Below are 21,409 nucleotides of genomic sequence, written 5' to 3' on the forward strand. Positions count from 1 at the left end.
CCTGGAGTGGACGATGCGACTCCTTCCTCCCGGAGCCAAAAGGGACTTGGGGCGACTGATCACGCGCATCGATGAGGTATTCGAGCGCCGCACCTTGCCGGAGCCAAACAACATCGAGTGGGCAATGGACGGCTGGTGGTGGACCAGGATGCGTGAACGCTGACGAACCTCGGACCCGTGCGCCCTTCAGTCGAACGACACCTTAACCCTCCGCGACCGCTCCCCAAGATCTGTGCCAGAACCCATTAGTCATCGACATCCGCGAGCCGGGTGATCGCCAGCCGCCTCCAGAACCGATCGACAAACGCTGTTCCTAGAGATCAACGAAGCCAGACACCCAACCGATGCCACACAGCCCCACCCATGCCCTACCCCTTCCGCTTCGCTCCGGGGCAGTGAGGCGCCTGGCTGCGCTCGGCGGCAGACCGCTGCGCGTTGGTTCGGGGCTCCCCTCCGCCTCCCCCCGAACCGCTGCCTCCGCAGGCCTGAGTGACCCCGCTTCACAGGGTCTGATTCTGCGGCCCGTTACGGGGCTCCGCTCCGCCCCCCTGCTCCGCCTCCAGGACCAGCCCACCCCGCGGCCGGCCAGCAGTAGGGGCTCGGGGCTGACATAGGCTGTGCAAGCGCGGCGGGGGAAGGTAGCGCAGAGGTCGACGCACCCTCTAGCTAAGAGGAAAGACGCCGGTTCGAATCCGGCCCACCCCGCCGCGCGCTGTTGCAGCATCACCTTTCCTCCAGGCCACCGCAGCAGCCTTCGTCTTCCTCATGGTGACCGGCGGGACATACAAGGACGACAGCTTCTGAACCAAGATCGCCTTACCCGGACGAGGAGCCATCTCATGCACGATCTAGACCTTCACGACGACTGGATGACGTCCGACTTCGGAATAACCGACCTCTGCGGCTCCTACCACAACGACTGGCCACTGACCGCGGCCGGACCTGTCGAACATGCCCTGGCGTACTGGGGCCCAGACACCGATCCCACCGGCCTGGTCCTGATACTTGAGGACCTCATACGACTGGATCGCTCCCCCCTCACGCATGCCGAACTGGATCTGCTGTGGCAGGCTCCAGGGGACTCATTGGGCGGCTCCCCCACCTTCGGCGGAGCCCCACGGGCCTGGCTGGACCAACTACTGGCAGCCCTCGGACCGCTCGCCCAGACCCGAGGTGCCGAAGAATCCCTGTGGACCACCCCGACCACCTGCATGCCCAATGGCACAGAACCGTCCGCACAGGAACGTCAACGCCTGGCTCCCCAGGTCCTCGACCTGACGGGGCTGCTCGACGGTGCACGAGCATCAAGGCAAGGCGAGTCGTTCACTGCCACACGCACAGCCATCGAAAGCTACGCAAGTAAGGTCTGCCCGGAGCTGGCCTTCCGATTCCTGCTACACGCCCTCGACCGCTTCGACTGCTCCCTGTCCACTGAGGACTACAGCAGACTCGAAGAGGTGGGCAAGGGCTTCAGGTACGGCCCATACGTGGTCGACGCCCACCGCCTCGTGGACCCTGCAAGCTCCGACGTCAACCGGCAGCAGCAAAAATGACGCACAGCATCACCGAGGCACCCAGTGGCCTGGTGATCCCCCAGAAGCTCCACAACATGCCCACAACGTCTAGTGCGCCCTAAACCGCACAGAATATACCCTTCGCCCAGAGCCCCCACGCACGGCTGACGAGCTCATGCATGGTCGGCTGGTGCGACGTAGAAAACTGCGTGTCAGCCAGTGATCACGGCCTCTGGTCGGGTCTTCGGGGCGGCGGTCTGCTGTCCTTCACCCTGAACAGCCCGCTCCGCTGGCCCAAATGACCCCGTTTCGCAGAGTTCAGGCCTATGGCCCGTTGGGCGGGTCCGCTCCGCTCCCTCACCCCAGGCCCTTCCGACTCCGCCTCCAGTACCAGCCCGCCCGCGGGCGGCTGGCGGTAGCCACTCGAGTCAGTGGTCGCGTAGAAGCAGCACGCACATACTCGTCGGCCTGCCAAGGCCGGCTCCGCCGCACACGCCAGTCTCGCGCAGGGTCAGTTCGACGCGCTCGGCGGCCTCCTGGTCGCTGGCGAGGTGGGCGGCGATGGAGCGAACCTGCTCGTAGCCGGTCGTGGCGAGGAAGGTCGGGGCGCGGCCGTAGGACTTCATGCCGACGAGGTAGAGGTCCTTCTCGGGGTCGGAGAGCTCGCCCATACCGTGAGGATAGACGGTGCCGCAGGAGTGGTGGTTGAGGTCGATCAGCGGAGCCAGCGCGCCTGGAGGCGCTCGTCGAGGCCGAGGCCATCCAAGAACTCGCCGTAGTGCCCGCCCGGCGGATCTGGGCACGAGCAAGGACAGCACTGGCCCTTGACTCCCTGGACGCCGCAGTTCGGGCTCCTGATACCGCCACCGGGAACCCGAGGCGAAGGGAAAACGCCCGCGGAACTGGGCATCACCGGGCAGGCGGCCACCCGATGGGCCGCTCGCACCCCGCACGTCAGACGCCCCAAAGTCTTGATCCACTCCTGCCACCACGGCCCCGCCCATCGCATAGTGGTCGGCATGGGAGATCAAGGAGACGACGACCCCGGCACACGGCCGGAGGACAGTCGCCAGCAGGCTGTCGTGCACGTCGGCGGCGAAATGGACATCGACCGGGCCCCCATACTCCGCGCCGCCCTGCTCACCGCCATCACCCAGGACAGCGGGCCGGCCGACATCGTCGTGGACCTCACCGAACTGTCGTTCTGCGACTCCGCCGGCCTGGGCGCCTTCATCAGCGCCCGCCGCACCGCTGGCGAGTACGGCCGCCGCATCAGCCTGCGCAACCCCCCACCCCAATTCCGGCGCTTGCTCGCCCTCACCGGCGCCGAAGACCTCTTCCCCGTCACCCCCACCTGACCCCACCGCCCCCAGCCGCCCCAAGCCGGCCAGATTTCTTCCGTATCGCGCCGTTCCCGGGACCGAAGCGCGGACGTCACACCGCCCCCGATGACCACAAAATCCCGGGTACGCATACGGCTGCCGATCGGCCAGGGCGGGCCACCGGCTGAGGCTGAACCTGGAGGGCTTGACCACTTTGTGCGCTCTGGAAGGCCCCTCGCCGACACCTCCATGACGCACGGAGACTCCGCCCCGCCTCGGAGACCCTTCCGCCGAGCAGCGCGGCGTGGGCGAGGACCGGCGGGGGCAACAGGCCGGCGGCGGCTTCGCGGACGGCCGGGTCGGCGTAGTGGCCCCGGTGAGCGGCGAGAGCGCGGGCGAGCCAGTCGTCGATGTCCTGCTGTACGTACGCCCCGGCGCGGCGGGTCAGCTCGTCGCGGATGGCTTCGTCGCCCTCGCGGGCTCGGCCTGTTCAGTAGTTCGGCGGGAGGGCGCGCCGAACCTGGCCCGCGCCTCTTGCCCGTTCTGCATGACCGGAGACGATGCCACATCACACCGGCCCTCCATCATTTGGCGGGCTCGGGCCGGGATGGGCGCGGCATTCCGTGGCACATGCCGCCCGCGCCCGGGTGTGGTGAGCGGAGCGATGGAGGTCAGGTTCTCGGTTCGGGGGAGACAGGGGTGTGCAGGAGCCGGGCAGCGGGTGCGCCAAGGTCGAGCGCCCGCTGTGCGAGCCACAGGTCGTATACGACGCGGGGCGGCCGCAGCACCGAGCGTTCGAGCAGGGCTTCGACGCGGGTCAGCCGCTTGCGTACGGCGGAAGGCGACAACGCGAGCGCGGCGGCCGTCGGATCGATGCGCGCATCGTGGCGCAGCCAGGTGCCGAGGGTATCCGCAAGGTCCGCCGGGAGCGGCTGGGCCGGTGTCCGCGCGGGACGGAACTGCGCCTGCGCCCAGGCTTCGACGCCGGGCGAGAGCAGGAGGCCGTCCAGCGTCGGGGGTGGGGCGTGGGGGCCGGCGGGCTCTGCGGCTTCGGCGGAATCGGTGAGTTCGGCGGCCGCGCGCAGGGCCAGGGAGAGGGCGGCCTGGTCGGCGAGCCGGTCTAGGTTTATGCCCAGGAGTGCCTGGATGAGGGCGAGGCGCGCGGTCAGGGTGTTGCGGTGGATCTTCAGGTGGGATGTGGCGCGAGCGGCGAAGGAGAGCCAGGACGCGGCTGTGGTGAGGAGTTCCGCGCGGTCCGGATCCTGTGTCCGCCGGGGCGTGTACGTGTGCAGGGGCAGGAGGAGGGAGGCGGCCCAGGCCGTCGCGGCCGGCCGGCCGATCGTGAGGGCCAACTCGGGCCTGGACGCGAACGAGGAGCGCGGACTGCGCCGGCTTCGCGCGGCGGCCAGCGCATGGAAGGCCTGGGCGTAGCCGGTGGCGGTGTCCCGTAACGGTACCGCGTCGCTCTCGCCCACGCGGCAGGCCTCCGCCACGCTGGGGCGGGACATCCACGACGGGCAGGCGTCCTGTGGGGTGCCGGGGTGGGCCGGTGCGATGACGAGCATGTGCCCGGAGTACACCGGACAAGGGACGATCCAAGCGGCTGTGTCCTCTTCCGCGACCTCGTGGGCTACGCGTGCTCGGGCGCTGGGCGGTCCTTCGATGACGTACACGCGGACGTGTTCGGGCAGGGCAGGCAGCAGGGCTCCCGAGATCTGGCGGGCCACGGTGGTGTGGCCGTTCATCAAGAGGTGCAAAACCGCTTCCCGGTTGCGGGCCTCGGCGGTCGCGAGCCGCTCGCGCAGGCCGTGAGTGTGCTCGGCCGCCACGCTCAGGCTCAGTGCGTACGTGGCGTCGGCGAGGAGTCGGGCCAGTTCAGGCGGGGCCGGGCGGCATGCGACAGCGGCGAGGAGGAAGGCGGTGACTCCGGGCGGACCGTCCAGCGGGAGGGCGAGACAGGTGAAGCCCTCATGATCGAGGGCCACGGAGCGCAGCCCGCGCGCGGCGACCTCCCGGACCGCGCGCAGGAGCAGGTCTCGTCGGGGGGCAGGGAGGGCGGACAGGCACGGTGACGCGGCGCTGTCGGAGCCGTCGATCAGGAGGATGTCGGCTCCGCTGCGGGCGGTCAGCCAGCGCAACAACCGTGCTGTCCCGCCCTGGCGGGCGGCACGCTGCATCTCCAGTACGTCATCGGCCCGTTGAGTCCGTAATTCCCCGCTCATGTCACTCCCCGAGGCTCATCGATTCGACGTTACTGAACAGTAGCCTGCGGCCGCTGTGCGGTCCCGCACCGGAAGCACTCCCTCACCGTGCAAAGACGTCACGGGCACACCTGGCGGTCGCCATACATTCGGCAGCGAAACGGGCTCTGCGCCTCAACTATGCAAGGAGAACGACATGTTGAAGAAGGCAATGTCGAAGGCTGTCGCCGTGGCCGCCGCGGCACCGGTGCTCGCTCTGACACTCGCGGGGTCGGCGACGGCGTCGGCGACGGCCAATACCGTGCACTGGGAGAGCGCCAGGTTCCCGGGCAAGTGCCTCAGCTGGGAGAACGACGCGTTCGGCAACGCGCGGCTCTCCAATCTCCGGCAGTGCGCCACCTCGGGCCCGGTCGACGAGTCCCAGTGGCGGGAAGTTTCGGTCGACGGGAAGTACTGGACGTTCCGGCCGTCGAGGTACGCCACCGGAGGCTGGACGAACATGTGTCTGACTTCCTACAACACCCTTGTCTACCTGGAGACCTGCCAGGACGGCAACTGGTGGCAGCAGTGGGAGGAGAAGTGGGACGGCTCCAACTGGAGGCTCCAGCACCGCGGCGCCGGTAACGTTGCGGGCTACTACCTGGACACCGACGGCAGCAGGATCTACACGGAGCCGGGGAACAACGGCCTGAACCAGGTCTGGCACTGACCCCGGAGCCCGGCCCGGCCACGGTGCGTCCATCGCATTTGCCGTGGCCGGCCGGGCCAGGTGCGCGTACCGGCGGTGCCGTGTCCAACGGCCCCGTAGCAGAGGCCAGGCCGGCCGTCGCAGCCGGATTCACTAAGACCGGTGGAGGCGGTTCGGCGGGGTATACGGCGACCCATGGGTGACATCTCGGTGGGCACGTGTTCTTGGACGGATCCGGCGCTGGTCGCCAGCGGGTGGTACCCCGCCCGGCGGCGGGACGCGGAGGGGCGGCTGAGGCACTACGCCACCCGCTTTCCGATCGTGGAGGTCGACTCCACCTACTACGGGCTGCCGAGCACCCGCAACAGCCGGCTGTGGGCCGAACGGACCCCGGCGGACTTCCGGTTCGACGTCAAGGCGTTTTCCCTACTCACCGGCCAGCCCACGCGCACGGCCGCCCTCCCCGCCGATCTGCGACCGGCGGGGAGCGGCCCCACCTGGGTGCGAGCCGACAGCGCACTCCGCAAGGAAGTATGGGAGCGCTTCAGCGGAGCCCTCGTGCCGCTGCGCGAGGCCGGCAGGCTCGGGACCCTGCTGTTCCAGTTCCCGGCCTCGCTCGCCCCCGGGGCGCGCGCCGAGGCGGTGGTGGAGGAGTGGGCCGAGCGGGCGCTCGGCTGGCCGCTGGCCGTGGAGTTGCGCCATCCGGGGTGGTGGGCGGAGGAGCGGCGGACGGCAACCGCCGCGCTCCTGGCGCGACACGGCATCGCCACCGTGGCCGTCGACACGGCCCAGGGACTGCGCGCGTCCGTTCCTCCGGTCCTGTCCGCCACCTCCCCGGACCTCGCCGTGGTGCGTTTCCACGGAAGGAGCCCCGCGTGGGGTTCGGGTGGCAAGGAGGCAAAATACCGCCACTCCTACACTGAGGCGGAGGTGGCCGAGTGGCTACCGCGGCTGCGGGACATGGCGGACCGGGCGGCCTCAGTCCACGTGCTGTTCAACAACTGCTGTGCCGACGCGTCCGTACGGGCGGCGGAGATGATGATGAGGATGCTGGAGCGCGATGCGGCCTTCACCGTGCGTCAACCTCAAGGCCTTCCGCGGCGGGGGGAATGACGGGGTCGGGAAGCACGTCGGGCGGTCGGCCCCAGCACCGACGTGGTCCCCCAAGCCGACCCCGCCTTCAGCGCTGCCCAGTCGGCGAGTCACCGCGTTACCGCGTTACCGCCGACCCGGCCTGGCTCCCGATCGGTCCACCCGCTGTCTTGACGGTGCCGTCCCCGTCCCAGTCGTCCTTGACGGGAACATCGCCCCGCGTCAAACACCGGCCAGTCCCCTTCCAGTGTGCGTCGGGGGGCGGTGAGGCCCATGTCCTCGGCGTTCTCCAGCCCGGCGGCCTCGGCCGAGCCCGGATGCCAGCCGGTCTGTGCGCGCTGCCAGGGGCCGCATGGTCGGCAACGAGCGGAATGGAACGTGGCGGTGCAGCCGCCACGGGCTCCCCAGGACATGAGCATCAGCGAGGAGACGGAGCTGCGTGCCGACGCGCCGTCGTAGCCAGCGGGGGCGTCGACGGCGCCGGAGTCGGAGGCCGCGTCGCGTGCGACGGTGGTCACCTGCCGCTGCGCGCCGCCGCGTCGACGGCCCGCTCGGCGTCCTCCATGGCGTCGGTGAGATCCGCGTTCGCCGCGACGCCGGGCTGCCGTCGCGCTCGAAGGTGGTCACGAGGGCGTGGGCTTCGTGGCCTGGTCGAGGTGGTCGTGCCCGGCGCGTTCGAAGGACTTCGCGTCAGCTTTCCGGCGCGAGGCAAAGCCCGCGCGGCCGGACGCTGAACCCGGAGCGCCGGGAACTCGTCGCGGGGCGGTTGCCGTTTCACGCCCTGCGCCGCTGCCAGTGCCGGCCCGCGCGGCAGGCAGGTTCTCCCCGTATCGCAGGGCGCTGGTGGGCGTCTTCGACGAGTGAGGTGAGCGTTGCGGCGGTGGTCGTCTCGATGGAGGCGAGGGTGGGAACAAGGCTGTCGCAGCGGACACGCTGCCCGCCCCTTGGGGTATTCGGGACATCCGCCGACGGCCGGGTGCGGGGGCTCCCGCCTGCGCGGGAGCCCCCGATCCGTCGCCTGCGGCCGCCGACTCCAGCGCGATGCTGCTTGCCGGTCGAGTCAGGGTCAGGCGTGCCCGTCGGTGCTCCCGGCAGGGTTCGGGCGGGAGAGTGTGCTGGGCCACCAGCTGCGGGGCCCGATGTCGAGGACGAGGGCGGGGACCAGGAGCGAGCGGACGACCAGGGTGTCCAGGAGGACACCGAAGGCGACGATGAAGGCGATCTGGACGAGGAAGGCGAGCGGGATGACCATCAGGGCTGCGAAGGTGGCGGCCAGGACTACGCCGGCCGAGGTGATGACGCCACCCGTCGTGGTCAGGCCGCGCAGCGCGCCGAGGCGGACGCCATGGGTGAGCGACTCTTCGCGGACGCGGGACATGAGGAAGATGTTGTAGTCGACGCCGAGGGCGACGAGGAAGACGAATCCGTAGAGGGGGACGGAGGCGTCGGTGCCGCTGAAGCCGAGCAGGTGTTGGAAGACCAGTGCGGAGACGCCGAGGGTGGCCAGGAAGTTCAGGGCGACGGTTGCCACCAGCAGGACGGGAATCAGCAGGGAGCGCAGGAGCAGGACGAGGATGAACAGGATGATGGCGAGGACGACGGGGACGATGACGGTGCGGTCGCGGGCCGCCGTCTGCTCGGTGTCGTAGGTCTGGGCACTGTAGCCGCCGACGAGGGCGTCGGCGCCGGGGACGGCGTGGGTGGTTGCGCGCAGTTTCCGGATGGTGGCTTTCGCCTCGTCGCTGTCGGAAGGCGCAGTGAGGGTGGCGTCGATGCGGATGCGGCCGTCGACGATCAGCGGCTCACCGCCGGGGCGGCCGGAGGCGGTGACGGCGGTGGCGGAGGCGACACCGCCCGTGTTCTGGACGGCGTCCTGCACCTGCTGGGCCTTGGAGGCGTCAGCGATGATCACGGCGGGTTGACCCGAGCCGCCGGGGAAGTGCCTGCCCAGCGTTTCCTGGGCGGCGACGGAGGGTGCGTCCTTGACGAAGATCTCGTCGAGGGGAACGCCGTGGGAGGACAGGCCGGGGGCGAAGGCTGCGAGGATCAGCATGAGCAGCGTCGTCGAGACCCAGATCCGGCGGGGGCCTCGGTCGATGAGGCCGGCGATGCGGCGCCAGAGCCGGTGGCCTTCCGCTGTGGCCTCGGCGGGCTTGGGGGTGGCCGGCCAGAACGCGAGGCGGCCGAGGAGGGCCAGGACGGCGGGCAGGAAGGTCAGGGTGGCCAGGAGCGCGCAGAGGATGCCGATGGCGCCGACGGGACCCAGGGCTCTGTTGTTGGTCAGGTCGCTCGCGAGGAGCGCGAGGAGGCCGAGGGCCACGGTCGCGGCGCTGGCCGTGATCGCCCCGGCGGAGCGTCGCACCGAGGCTGCGGCAGCGGCCATCCGGTCGCCCCGGGCCGCAAGTTCTTCCCTGAACCGGGCGGCGAGCAGCAGCGCGTAGTCGGTCGCCGCTCCGATGACCAGGATGGAGAGGATGCCCTGGACCTGGCCGTCGACGCGGACGACACCGCGGGCGGCCAAGGCGTAGACGACGGCGCAGGCGAGTCCGAGTGCGAACACGGCGCTGATGATGATCACGAAGGGCAGCAGCAGACTGCGGTAGACGAGGAGCAGGATCAGCAGGACTGCCCCGAGCGCGACGCCCAGCAGGAGTCCGTCGATGCCGGCGAACGCGTCCGCGAGGTCGGACTGGGTGGCTGCGGGTCCGGCGATCTGCGCGGTCAGCGCCGGGACCGCCTCGGCTGCCGCGCGCACGTCGTCCAGGACGCTCGGCAGTTCCTCACCGAGGTCGGGGGCCAGAGGCACGACGGCCTCGAGGGCCGTGCCGTCTTCCGAGCGCAGGGCGGGTGAGGGCGTTCCTGCGATGCCGTTCCTGCTGGCCAGCGCTGCGACGGCCGTGGTCGCATCCCGTTGCTGCGTCTCACTGACCGCGCCGGCGTCGGATGTCTGCCAGACGATGATCGCGGGTACCGACTCGGAGCGTTCGAAGGCCTTCCTGGCCGCAAGGACCCGGGTGGACTCGGCACTCTGCGGCAGGAACGCCGCCTGGTCGTTGGTGGCGACCTCTCCGAGCTTTCCCGCGTAAGGGCCCAGCGTCCCGCCAATGCCCAGCCACACCACCAACAGCAATACGGGTAGCAGCCAGCGGGCCCAGCGCGTCGTGCGCGTCACGGACAATCACTCCATTTACTCAATGCTGAAGTATCTCAATGATCGAGAGACTATATGCTGGTGTCATGCCAGGCGCAGACCACCTCTCACACGAACTTCCGGACGACGACCCGATCGGGTTGCAGTCCTTCGCCGTCCTGTTGCGCGCGATGAACGCCGACTTCAACCGGATCGCCCAGGAGTTCGCGCAGGCCCAAGGCCTGCATCTGACGGATGTACAGGCGTTGATCGCCGTGCTGGATGCCGACCGTGACGAAGCCGGGGGGCCGATGACACCCGGGCGTCTGGGTGCTCGGATGAACCTGACCTCGGGGGCGGTGACGGCGTGCCTGGACCGGCTGGAGAAGGCGGGGCACTTGCGCCGGGTCCGCGCTGCCGACGACCGCAGGGTGGTTCACCTGCATTACACCCCCGCAGGCCGCGCGGCGGCACGCGAGTCCTTCCGTCCCCTGGCCCAGGCAACCGAAGCGGCCCGCGCGCAATTCGATGCCGACGAACTCCACGTGGTGGTGCGCTTCATGGCGGAGATGAACCGCCAGCTCGCCCGGCGGTGCAGCTGACACCCACCAGGACGGGCCACCGATGCGGGTACGCGGCTTCGGCCCCCCGCATCACCTGCGGGCCGGGGATCCGGCCCCCGGCGCCGTGTACAGGGCCGTGTACAGGAGGGAGACGGTACTGATCGCCGCCCGCAGCCCTTGGGGCCGCGCCATGCCCTTGTCGACCGAGGATGCGAGCCAGCCGGGCCCCAGCAGCATGACCAGCGGGGCCGTGCGAGCCCCCCGCAGCCCGAACACGGTGTGCGCCATCTGCCGCGCCAGCGCTCTGTCCGCCGTGGCCCGGGACTGCGACCAAAGGGCCACGGCAGCGGGTCCCAGGCGGCGGACCGCCTCCTCCAGGGCCACCGCGGGCACCGCGGCGCCGAACATCCTCAGCGGCCAGCCCTGCTCGGCCATGGCCGCGGCAAACGCTTCCAGGGGCAGCGTGTGCTGCTCTCCCGGCGTGCACGCCAGGATGACGGGCGGCCCTTCCACACGTACGCACTCGGCTGCGACAGTCGCCTTGCGCAGTGCCGTCGAGACGTGCCATGACAGCAAGTGCTCGACCTCCACGTAGCGCTCCGCCGTTTCCCACTTGCGGCCCACTGCGTGCAGCGTGGGAGCCATCACCTCCTCCCAGGCCGTTACGAGACCGTGCTCGCTCACGGCAGCTTGGAGCAGGGCTTCCACCGCGGTGCTGTCGAGCCGGACGGCGGCACGGGCGAGTCCGCGGCACTCGGGGCGGACGCTCCCCACCGGCAGCCCGCCACCGGGCGCCGGGCGCCGCCGCGACCCCGAAGGCTGCGCCCCGGACGGGTCCTGCGCGGGCTGGTCGGTGTCCGAGGGGCGCAGCATCATGGCCGTACGAGCGGCCTCGGCCGGCGGAACGCCGGAGGCGGTCAGCCGGCACATCTCTTCGAGCATCGCGACGTCCTGGGGCGCCCAGCGCCGGTGCTTGCCGCCCTGCCTGTGGGCGGGGGCGATCCCGTAGCGGTGCTCCCATGAACGCACTGTCGTGGGGGACACTCCCAGGCGCCTCGCAATCGCCCCGGTCGTGATTCCGAAGGCGGGGCCAGGGCGCCGGGCGTTGCTGGAGGCCGCGGTTTCGGGAACGGACGGGGTCCGGGGCGCAGAGGTGGTCATGTGCGAGCCCCCGGTACGACCGGAAGCGGATCGGCGGTGGTCATCGCTTCCTCGGTGTCATCGGATGCGGGCGGTCGCGGCGTATGCAGGAAGTCGCATCCATGTCGCTGTGCTTTCCCCTCGGGAGTGGTGGGCAGGGGAGGTACGGGTCGTGAGGGGTGGTCACCGGCGAGCGGGTGAGAGCTCTCCCGGAAGGCGATCGAGCAGTGGCGCCATCTCCGTGGCCGCCTCTCCCGCCAGCTGCGGGGGATCCAGCGCGCGTGGCGGGCGGCACGGAAGGGTCCGCGCGGTGGAACCGGCAGCTGGACGGGGCAGTCGGGCGTCGATGACGCCCGACTGCCCCGTCCGGCTCCCCAACTCGGGCGCGACCACCTCCAGCCAGTAGGCCAACGCCGACCGGGCGGCCGCGTAGTCAGCCGCTCTCGTGAGCGGTGTCGCCCGTTGGCACTGGTGATCGCGGCGAGGAACCCACCGTCACGAAGGACGGGGACGGCCCCGCGGAGCACGGCCATCGGGCAGAGCGCATTGACGGTCATCACCTGCTCGGCGATGGCAGTCGGCAGGGACCGCGCAGTCGTGGATGCGGGAACATCGACGGTAACCAGAATCCCGTCGAGTCCACCGAGAACGTCGGCCGCCCAGGGTGCCGCCTCGGCACAGTCATCAAGATCGCGGGCGTCGAGCGCGCGGGTGGGGCAGCCGGCACGGAATGCCAGGACATCCAGCTGGGCGGTGTCCCTGCCGGCCAGCGCGGGGCTGGGCACCACGGCGAGCCGGCCCTCGACCGCGTGCGCGCCGAGTTCGCCCGTTGGAGCGACCACCAGCACGCGGGCCGCAGTTCCGTGCACGCCTACCTCCCGGGCAGCTCGGCGCGCGCGGAACCGCTGAGCCGGGCGTGACCGTCCCGGGTGCGGGCTGCGTCACCGGAGTGGCGTTTCCGCCAGTACGGGTTGTCGTGCGGAAGACCGCCGCTGACGCGGCCGTACATGCCAAAGGTCATGATGAGCAGCCCCATGACGAAGCTGAAGACCACGTTCGTCATGCCGAAGTCGAGGATGTTGGCCGGTCGTCCGAGGAGAAAGAGGTGGACGAAGCCACTCAGTACGAACAGCACTCCCACACCGATGTTGACGCTCGAAGCAAGGTTTCCGCCGATCAGGGCCGCGACGAAGAGAAGCAGCCCGAAGAGGACGGAGATGGTGCTCAGCAGGCCGTTCGTGGACATACCGGCGATGTGCTGCCCGGCCGTGTCGAAGGACGACAGGCTGTCCGCGAAGCCGAGGCATCCGAAGACGAGGAGAAGGAGCCCGCACAGTGCAGCGCCGAGCCGGTATACGCGACTGAGCCGATGATCGACCGGCATTTCGTCACGCAGGTTCATCGTCCCTCCTGGGGTTTCACTTCACGCAGTCCCGAGACATCGAGCGTGACCGAAGCAGGAAGACAAGGAAAGTCGCAGTGTTTATGCAGCGAAATGCCCCGTGCGGTCCGCCGCGGTTCTCGCGCTCCCCCTCCGTGTGCTGAGCGCGGCGGGGCGTCGTTCCGGTCGTCTACGGCCCGGCAGCAGCGGTGCTCCTCGGACTCTCGTACGCCGCCGGCACGCATCGTCGTCCGGAGCTCCTGGGGAGACGCGGTCGGACGGTCGGCCCTACCGTGCCCCGGCAAGGACTGCGCCTCGCGTGCGCTCTCACGCGGGTCGCCACAGCCTCGGCCCCGATGCCGGGCAGCGTGGGCACGTCGCCGGGGCGCCCCTCACGGTTCCCTGCCGACGGGGGGCCCGGGCGCCGTGCTCCGACCACGAGGATGTCCGCTGTGGCGGACCGCTCCGTGAGCACCTTCCGGGCGCCAGGCACGGACGACGTCGAGTCCCGCGTCGCGTGCGGCGGCCTCTCGAAAGGCGAACCGCACGGCCGGGGAGGCCACGTCGTAGGGGCCCATGCCCAGGAGGACGCGCCCGCGACGCCCCGCCAGAGCGCGCGGGTCGCCGCGCACGACGATGACCGGGCCCCAGGACCGGGCAGCCAACGGGCAGGGCCACGGAACCGAGGAGAAGATCGGCCAGCTCCCCGCGTCCCCGCGAGCCGATGCAACTGGGTGGGCCTGCATCAGGTGGCCTTGAGAGGAGACGGCAGGGGCAATTGCTAACCGTTTACGGCACGAACTTTCAATTCCACAGGGCGGCTGCTGTGAGTGCGAAGGTGGGCGGACAGTGATCGCCGTGCCGGTTGCGGCAGGCTCCGATCGGAGGGCGCATATGACGTCGCTAGGTGAGCGGCCGGGAGTAGCGCAGAAGGAGGGGGCTCAGGAGCGGGAGGGGACCGAGCGGCGTGTCGGGCAGGGCTCCCGACTGTTGAACCTATTGTCGACGACCGATCACAAGGTGATCGGAAACATGTATTTGGTCACCTCGTTCGTCTTCTTCCTGTTCGCCGGGCTGCTGGCGATGCTGATGCGCGCCGAGCTGGCCCGCCCGGGCATGCAGATTGTCTCTTCCGAGCAGTACAACCAACTGTTCACCGTGCACGGGACGGTCATGATGCTGCTGTTCGCCACCCCGACCTTCACGGGTTTCACCAATGCGATCATGCCGTTGCAGATCGGCGCGCCCGACGTGGCCTTTCCCCGGCTGAACGCCTTCACCTATTGGGTCTACCTGTTCGGTGGGCTTCTGGTCGTCTCGGGTTTCCTCACGTCGAACGGCGCGGCGTCCTTCGGGTGGTTCGCGTACGCGCCTCTGAACAGCTCCTCCTTTTCGCCTGGTGTGGGGGCAGACCTCTGGGTGATGGGACTGGCGGTCTCTGGGCTGAGCACCATCCTCGGGTCCGTCAACTTCATCACCACGATCGTCTGTCTACGGGCTCCCGGCATGACGTTGTTCCGCATGCCGATCTTCACCTGGAACGTGCTGTTCACGTCCATCCTGGCGTTGCTGGCCTTTCCGGTGCTGACGGCCGCTCTGCTGGCCCTGGAGGCAGACCGGAAGTTCGGGGCGCACATTTTCGACGCGTCCAACGGCGGGGCCTTGTTGTGGCAGCACCTGTTCTGGTTCTTCGGGCACCCGGAGGTCTATATCGTGGCTCTGCCGTTCTTCGGGGTGGTCAGTGAGATCCTGCCGGTGTTCAGCCGGAAGCCGGTATTCGGCTACGTCGGGCTGGTTGGGGCCACGATCGCCATCACGGGGCTGTCGGCAACGGTCTGGGCACACCATATGTTCGCCACAGGGGCGGTGCTGCTCCCGTTCTTCTCCTTGCTGTCCTTCCTGATCGCGGTGCCCACCGGCGTGAAGTTCTTCAACTGGATCGGGACCCTGTGGGGCGGCTCCCTTTCCTTCGAGACGCCGATGCTGTGGTCCATCGGGTTCCTGGTCACCTTCCTGCTCGGCGGGCTGACCGGGGTGCTGGTGGCCTCGCCACCCATGGACTTCCACCTGACGGACAGCTACTTCGTCGTCGCCCATCTGCATTACGTGCTGTTCGGCACGATCGTGTTCGCCACGTTCGCCGGGTTCTACTTCTGGTGGCCCAAGTTCACCGGTCGGATGCTCGACGAGCGGCTGGGCAAGGTGCACTTCTGGACCCTCTTCGTGGGCTTTCAGCTGACGTTTCTCGTCCAGCACTGGCTGGGTGAACAGGGCATGCCCCGCCGGTACGCGGACTATCTGGCCGCCGACGGGTTCACCGCCCTCAACTCCCTCTCCTCCATCGGAGCGTTCCTGCTGGGCTTGTCCACACTGCCGTTCCTGTACAACGTCTGGAAGACGTCCCGGTACAGGGAGAAGGTGACCTGCGACGATCCGTGGGGGTGGGGCCGTTCGCTGGAGTGGGCCACCAGCTGCCCACCGCCCCGCCACAACTTTCACGCGCTGCCCCGGATCCGCAGCGATTCCCCGGCCTTCGACCTGCACCATCCCGAGGTACGGACCGCATCGGCCCAGGCGAGCGCGACGCCGGGCCCTGACTCCACTCCCGGTCCCGGCTCGACCGCGGAGGTGGACGGATGAAGGGTGAAGCGTGGCTGTTCACAGGTGTGGCGCTGTTCTTCGCCGTGACGGGCTCGGTCTACGTCACGTTCTCCACGGACCCCGCCGGTATCGCCGCGCTTGCGGTGTCCTTTCTGATGTCGGCGCTGATCGCCGCCTTCCTCTGGTGGGGCCACACGCGCGTCGGCCGCAGACCGGCTGACCACAAGGACGCCTTGGTGCAGGAGGCAGGGGGCAAGCGTGCCTACTTTCCGGCCCGGAGCTACTCTCCCGCCCTCGCCGCTGTCGGTACCGCTCTGGTGGGCCTGGGGGTCGTCCAGGGGGTCTGGCTCTTCCTGATCGGCGTCGGCGTACTCGTGCCGGGCGTCTACGGGTTCGTCTTCCGGAGCCCGGACCTCGCGGACTGAGCCGCACGACAGCCGGGTGGAGTCCGTCAGCCGGTCCGCTCGCCGGGCCTCTCGGGACCGGCCAGGACCTCAGCCACCTCCCTTTGCAGCTCCTCGGTCACTGGGGGCCGTACCGCGTCCCGGTAGTACCAGCGGCTGAGCGCGATCCGCAGCCGGTCGTTGAGGCGGGAGCGGAGCGGCTCCTGGGGAGCGGTGCCCGGGTCCAATGGCTGGGGGAGGTCCCGGGCCATCAGTACGTAGCGCATGCCGGAGGGCAGTGACCGGTGCCCGGGGTGGTAGCCGCCCTCGACCGACTGCCGTACCTCTCCGGTCTCCTCGCCCTCCTCCAGCAGGTCGCGGTCCCTTGCCTGGGCGGCGAGGCAGAGCCGCCCGGCCACCAGGAAGGCCAGCACCGGGAGTACGAAGAGGGCGACGCGAAAGGTCCAGGTCAGGGCGCGGAGGGGCACATCGAAGACGAAGGCGAGCACGTCCTGTCCGCCGGCCAGCAACAGCACCGCGTACGCCGTCAGGGCGGCGACGCCGAGGCCTGTACGGACCGGGCGGTCACGCGGCCGGTCGCACAGGTGGTGCTCGCCGGAGCCCCGGGTGATCCACCGTTCGAAGAAGGGGTAGGCGTACAGCACGAGGAACAGGACGCCCGGCAGTACCACGGCCGGGAGGAGGGGGTTCCACATCAGGGTGTGGCCCCACAGCCGGGTTTCCACCCCGGGCATCAGCCGCAGCGCGCCCTCCAGGAAGCCCACGTACCAGTCGGGCTGGGACCCGCTGGAGACTTGGTCCGGTCTGTAGGGACCGTAGGCCCAGACCGGGTTGATCTGTGCGAGCGCCCCCAGCACGGCCATGACGCCGAAGACGATGAAGAACAGGCCCGCCGACTTCGCCGTGTACTGCGGAAAGAGGGCCTTTCCGACCACGTTGCGACCGGTGCTGCCGGGGCCGGCCCAGTGGGTGTGCTTCAGATGGACGACGAGCAGCAGGTGCAGGCTGATCAGGGCGAGGAGCAGCCCTGGGACCAGCAGGATGTGCACGGGGTAGAGCCGGGAGACGATGTCGTCCGCCGGGTACTCGCCCCCGAAGAGGACGAGGCTCATGTAGGTGCCCACGACGGGGATGGACAGCGTGATGCCCTGCGCCGTGCGCAGACCAGTTCCCGACAGCAGGTCGTCGGGGAGCGAGTAGCCGGCGAAGCCCTCCAGCAGCGCGAGGAGGAACATCGTCACTCCTACCATCCAGTTGATCTCGCGCGGTTTGCGGAACGCGCCCGTGAAGAAGACCCGGAACATGTGTACGCCGATGGAGGCCACGAACAGCAGTGCCGCCCAGTGGTGGATCTGGCGCATTAGCAGCCCGCCGCGTACATCGAAGCTGATGCGCAGAGTGCTGGCGTACGCCCCGGAGGTGCGGATGCCCTGCAGCGGACCGTATGAGCCCTGGTACACCACGTCGGTCATCGACGGCTCGAAGAACAGCGTCAGGTAGACGCCGGTCACCATCAGCACGAGGAAGCTGTACAGCGCGAGTTCCCCCAGGAGGAAGGACCAGTGGTCGGGGAAGGCCTTGCGCAGCAGCGTCCGCGTCACCTCGGCCAGGGGAAGCCTCGCATCGAGGGCCTCCATCGTTCTTCCTGCCGCGTTCCGCGCCTTGCTCTTCAGGCGGGCCTTCTTCCTTGCCAGCAGCATGGGTGTGCTCGCTCCAGTCAGCCGATCGGTGGAGATGCCGTAGGTCCCCCGTACCACGATGACGATCCCGCGGCACGGTCACCCCGCCGCCAGCCGGCTGGCTGCGGCAGTAAGTCGCCTGGTCAGCGCAGCCCTCGTCCGCGTCCAGGTCCGCAGCCGTACGGTCGCGCACCAGCTCCTCCCCCGTGCACCGCCAGCCAGCCGACGCGGACGGGGCACCGGCCTTACGATCCCGGCTGCCTGCCAGGAACCGCACCAGCAGCGCGTCTTGGGCCGCGTGGCGCTGGCCGCGCCCCGGTGGCCGCCGCCCTTCTGGCCGGACCGGCTCCGCAGCGGCATGAAGTTCGTTCGGGGGCCGTTTTGGCTGGTCCGTCCGTGGGGTGGCGGGTAGCCGAATCGCTCAGGTGACGCAGCCGGCCAGGTCAGCGACAGAGAGGCAAGCGGGGTGCGCGCCGCCCGCGGGTTTCGCGCTGAGGGTGCGGAAGACGTCCGGCGGGACGGTGAAGACGGCGACCCGGTGGCGCGGCATGACCACTCGGCCCACTTCCCGCTGCAGCACAGCGACCGTTCGGTCGTCCGCCCGGTCCTCCTGGCGGTAGAGGCCAATCGGGACGCGGGCGCCGACGGGGTATCCGTAGACCGCGATCCGGTGGTTGCGCTCCCAGCCCTCCACGGTCGCCGCTGCCCGGGAGAGGCGCAGCGGAACCTCGCTCTCGGCTCGGATGGCTCCGGAGCGCGCCGTCACGGTGAACCGTTCGGACCGGGCGAGGTCCGTCAGTGCCGGCTCGGACGGGAGAAAGCGCCAGAGGCCGCTCTGGAGCAGACCGCCGCCGACGTCCTCGACCTCCATCGGACGGCCGTTGAACAGGTCGTCCATCGCCGACGGTGTGGCGCTCAGCTCGGCCACGTGTTTTACGGTCGTGGTGTAGGTGCGCCCTCCGGCTTTGACCGTGACGGTGATCGGGCCGGGCGGAAAGCCGTGGAGGCACAGGAGGGACTCCTCGCCCAGGCCTGCCGCCACAGCGCTGCTCATCCCCGTCGGGTCCTCACCCGAGGTCACCCACACCCGGGGACGGTCGTCCGGGCGGCCATGCGCGAGCCGGGCCAAGTCGTCCGGGCAGCTGACCGGGCCGGCGCCATACGCCTCCATGTCGAACTGCTGGGCCAGCAGGATGTCCCGAGCGTTCGGGCTGGGGGTGGCCGACCGTGCGGCGGCCCTCCCGGCGGGGGCTGCCGTCGGCGTGTCGCGGAGCATCGCACAGCCGGTGCCGAGGAGCAAGGTGAGCACCCACAGCACGGGCGGCCGCCATCGCGGCGGGCGTCGTGTGACCATTCGTCACCTCTCATCATCCGTGTCATCGGCTGGTCCCGCACCGCTCCTCGGCGCGCCGCAGCTCCGTGGCGAAGGCCTGTTCGTGCTGGCGGACGAGCGCGCTGTCCACCCTGCCCGCGCGTTCCGCCGCGGCCAGCTGGGTCAGGGCGTCCTGCTGCGCTGTTCGCCCTGTCGTGAGGTCGCAGCGCCCGAGGCTCTAGGAGGCGAGCAAACCGTGCCAGACGGCGCGTTGAACTGGGTCCTGGCCATGGGCGATGGCGTGCCGGATGCGCTCGATGGCTTCTGCCAGGTCGCCTCGGCCGGCCGCGTTGACGGCGGCGACGGACTCAGCGAAGGCGCGCAGATCCGCGGAGCCGGTGACGTCCGGGGCGGCGCGAACGCTCGCCACGGCGCGCGCCACGGTGCCGTCGTCCTTCACCAGGCCGGCCGTGATGCGGCTCTGCTCGACCTGGGCGAGGTTCACGGTGGCCTTGATCCGCCCGAGTTCGGTGACGCCGGGGTCCGCGGCGAGGGTGCGCAGGGCCCGCGATACCTGGGCGAGGTCCGTGTCGCGCACGGTGCCCGGTTTGCAGCTGTGTGTGGGGCCGAGGGCCCGTCGGTAGGTGTTGCCCTGCAGGCTGAGGGCGGCGCGGCGGCCGGCCGGCGAGTCCCGGCCAATGGCGAGGTAGTCGCCACGGGCCGCCGCCAGCAGCTTCTCGCGGGCGGGGCCGCTCTCGCCGGACGCCTGGTCCTCGAGGACGTGGCCGTGGAAGAGCCGGACCAGATCGGGCGGCACGAAGCCACCGACGCCGTCCTGCCGCTCGGCGTCGAGGAGACCGGCGAGGATCCGGCCGGCCTCGGTGGGGCTGCCGTTGCGCCAGGTGTCCAGCGCATCGACGAACCGCGCGAGGGCGCCGATCCAGCCGGTCAGTTCTCCGACCAGCTGGGCTCGGGCGCGCGCCGACTCCCAGCCGCGGGCGACGAGGACCGGCGCGCCGAGGAACCAACCGGTGAGCTCGGGCGAATCGGGGATCTGGTCGGCCCGGACGTAGACGGCGGGCCGCAGCGTGGTCTGGCCCGCCTGGTCCTCGCTGACGAGGCCGCCCACGACGATCTCGGCGTTGGTCTCGTCGGCGAACCTGGCGGTCTTCCCCTCCAGTGCGCCGCGGCGGGTGCCGGCGAGCTGGGCGAGGGGCAGCGACACCTCGCCGGCGTAGCTGCGGACGGCAGTCGCGGTGGGGATGCGCGCCGCCGTGTCGTGGGCGAAGGCCGCGGCCACGTCGTCCAGGACCTGCCTGTCCTGCCGCCCGCCCTCAGCCGCGAAGCCGACCACGGCCACGTCGCGAGCGCCGCTCATCCGGGTGAGCGGGGGCGGCGGGGGACGGAAGGTGAGGAGCACCGCGACGCTGCCGAGGAAGAGCCCCGCGGCGGCCGACCACACCAGGATCCGGGACCGACGAGGGTGCTGCCTGAACCGCTCCCCCACCACGGTGCGCACCGCCAGCACGTACCCGGCCAGCGCGGCGAGGATGGCGAGGACGAGCGGCACGGGTGACAAGGCGGATCCGAGCTTCTCCACGACGAGCAGCGCGCACGGCACGCAGGCCGCGAACAGGCCGAGCAGGGACCACAGCCAGAGGGAGGCGCGGTGGCCGCCGTCCGGGGCCTGACTGGGCGCACCGTCGGGGGCATGGTCGGGCGCTCGTTCCGGGGAGTGGTCCGGCATACGCCTCCTCACCCCGTTGGCAGGTCGGCGCGGGCCCGCGCCGACCAGCACGGTATGAGGCGCCGCGCCGCGCGGGCGGTCGACACCACCCTTGGGCGCCAGGATTGCGTGTCGAATTCCCCGGAGCAGAGGCAGGGCGGACCAGTCTGTCCGACCTTCGCCGAGGTGGGCGTGCGCAGGTCTTGGATGCGCGGGGCGGGGACGCGGCGCGGTCGCCACCAGTCATCGGTGGTGCTCATCGCCTCAAGCTTTCCGCTACGGCCTCTGTGACGAGGTCGTACAGCTCGCTGTCCGGCGCGCTGATGTCCTTGGCCGCGAGGATCGCGGCGGCGTGGGAAGGTGTGCCGGCGACTCTGACGTCGTCGCGTCGGCGCGCGTCCGAGGTGCCCGCGGCGCCGAGGGTGATGCCGGGGTGAGCGTCGGCACCGCATGAGCACACCCGCGATCTCGGCAAGTGATCGCCGGCGCGAGAGGCGGCTCCGCCAAAGCCCGCCGCTCGCGCCCGGTGGCACGACCGCGTCACTCGTCCCTGACCAGGCGGACCCGCTCCGGGGGCGGCTGCCCACGGACGGGCGTCGCCCGACCGGCCCGTCGCGTTGTCCGGTGTGAGGCGGCGTGGCACCGTCGGAATCCGC

General features: G+C 70.2%; 14 protein-coding genes, 1 tRNA gene and 1 pseudogene. 8 read left to right on the plus strand and 8 right to left on the minus strand.

Features of this window, described 5'->3' with window-relative positions; all coding sequences use genetic code 11:
* The first annotated feature begins 632 nt into the window (after positions 1-632).
* Together ACIPK4_RS35955 and ACIPK4_RS35960 are read left to right on the plus strand one after the other, a co-directional pair.
* Positions 633-705, plus strand: a tRNA-Ser gene (locus ACIPK4_RS35955).
* 134 nt (positions 706-839) lie between these two features.
* Complete coding sequence (locus ACIPK4_RS35960) at positions 840-1,553, plus strand: hypothetical protein (protein WP_402321001.1); 714 nt, start codon at positions 840-842, stop codon at positions 1,551-1,553.
* 434 nt (positions 1,554-1,987) lie between these two features.
* Here ACIPK4_RS35960 and ACIPK4_RS35965 read toward each other — a convergent pair.
* Positions 1,988-2,271 (minus strand): annotated as a pseudogene (locus ACIPK4_RS35965) (flavoprotein); the annotation flags it as partial.
* A gap of 262 nt (positions 2,272-2,533) precedes the next feature.
* Here ACIPK4_RS35965 and ACIPK4_RS35970 point away from each other — a divergent pair.
* Positions 2,534-2,872 (plus strand): STAS domain-containing protein, encoded by a 339-nt coding sequence (locus tag ACIPK4_RS35970; protein WP_402321004.1) that lies wholly within the window; start codon positions 2,534-2,536, stop codon positions 2,870-2,872.
* Positions 2,873-3,507: 635 nt separating this feature from the next.
* On the opposite strand, the gene ACIPK4_RS35975 is transcribed toward ACIPK4_RS35970, so the two are convergent.
* Entirely contained in the window at positions 3,508-5,058 is a 1,551-nt protein-coding gene (locus ACIPK4_RS35975) for a helix-turn-helix domain-containing protein (protein WP_402321007.1), read from the minus strand.
* A gap of 175 nt (positions 5,059-5,233) precedes the next feature.
* Here ACIPK4_RS35975 and ACIPK4_RS35980 point away from each other — a divergent pair, with 175 nt between their 5' ends.
* Positions 5,234-5,746 (plus strand): hypothetical protein, encoded by a 513-nt coding sequence (locus ACIPK4_RS35980; RefSeq protein WP_402321010.1) that lies wholly within the window; start codon positions 5,234-5,236, stop codon positions 5,744-5,746.
* A 174-nt stretch (positions 5,747-5,920) separates the two neighbouring features.
* Positions 5,921-6,838, plus strand: coding sequence for a DUF72 domain-containing protein (locus tag ACIPK4_RS35985; protein ID WP_402321012.1), 918 nt, complete (start codon positions 5,921-5,923; stop codon positions 6,836-6,838).
* A 1,045-nt stretch (positions 6,839-7,883) separates the two neighbouring features.
* Here ACIPK4_RS35985 and ACIPK4_RS35990 read toward each other — a convergent pair.
* A complete protein-coding gene (locus ACIPK4_RS35990; RefSeq protein WP_402321015.1) occupies positions 7,884-9,989 on the minus strand; it encodes an MMPL family transporter in 2,106 nt (701 codons plus the stop codon).
* Between the two features lie 65 nt (positions 9,990-10,054).
* On the opposite strand from ACIPK4_RS35990, the gene ACIPK4_RS35995 reads away from it, so the two are divergent.
* Positions 10,055-10,549 (plus strand): MarR family winged helix-turn-helix transcriptional regulator, encoded by a 495-nt coding sequence (locus tag ACIPK4_RS35995; protein ID WP_402321017.1) that lies wholly within the window; start codon positions 10,055-10,057, stop codon positions 10,547-10,549.
* Between the two features lie 51 nt (positions 10,550-10,600).
* Here ACIPK4_RS35995 and ACIPK4_RS36000 read toward each other — a convergent pair whose 3' ends face one another.
* Together ACIPK4_RS36000 and ACIPK4_RS36005 are read right to left on the minus strand one after the other, a co-directional pair.
* Positions 10,601-11,554, minus strand: coding sequence for a B12-binding domain-containing protein (locus ACIPK4_RS36000; RefSeq protein ID WP_402321020.1), 954 nt, complete (start codon positions 11,552-11,554; stop codon positions 10,601-10,603).
* Positions 11,555-12,521: 967 nt separating this feature from the next.
* A complete protein-coding gene (locus ACIPK4_RS36005) occupies positions 12,522-13,052 on the minus strand; it encodes a DUF4383 domain-containing protein (protein WP_402321022.1) in 531 nt (176 codons plus the stop codon).
* A gap of 873 nt (positions 13,053-13,925) precedes the next feature.
* On the opposite strand from ACIPK4_RS36005, the gene ctaD reads away from it, so the two are divergent.
* On the plus strand, positions 13,926-15,671 hold the full coding sequence (ctaD, locus tag ACIPK4_RS36010) for a cytochrome c oxidase subunit I (RefSeq protein ID WP_402321053.1): 1,746 nt from the start codon (positions 13,926-13,928) through the stop codon (positions 15,669-15,671).
* Positions 15,668-16,057, plus strand: a complete 390-nt coding sequence (locus ACIPK4_RS36015; RefSeq protein ID WP_402321024.1) for a cytochrome c oxidase subunit 4 — start codon at positions 15,668-15,670, stop codon at positions 16,055-16,057. The genes ctaD and ACIPK4_RS36015 overlap by 4 nt, the downstream gene beginning before the upstream one ends.
* Positions 16,058-16,083: 26 nt before the next feature.
* Here the strand turns inward: ACIPK4_RS36015 and ACIPK4_RS36020 are convergent, their stop codons facing one another.
* The 3 genes from ACIPK4_RS36020 to ACIPK4_RS36030 all read right to left on the minus strand — a co-directional run bounded on the left by ACIPK4_RS36020 (position 16,084) and on the right by ACIPK4_RS36030 (position 20,774).
* Positions 16,084-17,736, minus strand: coding sequence for a cytochrome bc complex cytochrome b subunit (locus ACIPK4_RS36020; protein WP_402321026.1), 1,653 nt, complete (start codon positions 17,734-17,736; stop codon positions 16,084-16,086).
* Positions 17,737-18,136: 400 nt separating this feature from the next.
* The gene (locus ACIPK4_RS36025) at positions 18,137-19,069 is read right to left on the minus strand and encodes a hypothetical protein (protein ID WP_402321029.1); all 933 of its coding nucleotides are present in this window, start codon (positions 19,067-19,069) and stop codon (positions 18,137-18,139) included.
* A gap of 196 nt (positions 19,070-19,265) precedes the next feature.
* A complete protein-coding gene (locus ACIPK4_RS36030; protein ID WP_402321031.1) occupies positions 19,266-20,774 on the minus strand; it encodes a hypothetical protein in 1,509 nt (502 codons plus the stop codon).
* Positions 20,775-21,409 lie beyond the last annotated feature (635 nt).

The organism is Streptomyces sp. NPDC086989, assembly GCF_044745505.1.
In the GTDB taxonomy this organism is placed as follows: domain Bacteria; phylum Actinomycetota; class Actinomycetes; order Streptomycetales; family Streptomycetaceae; genus Streptomyces.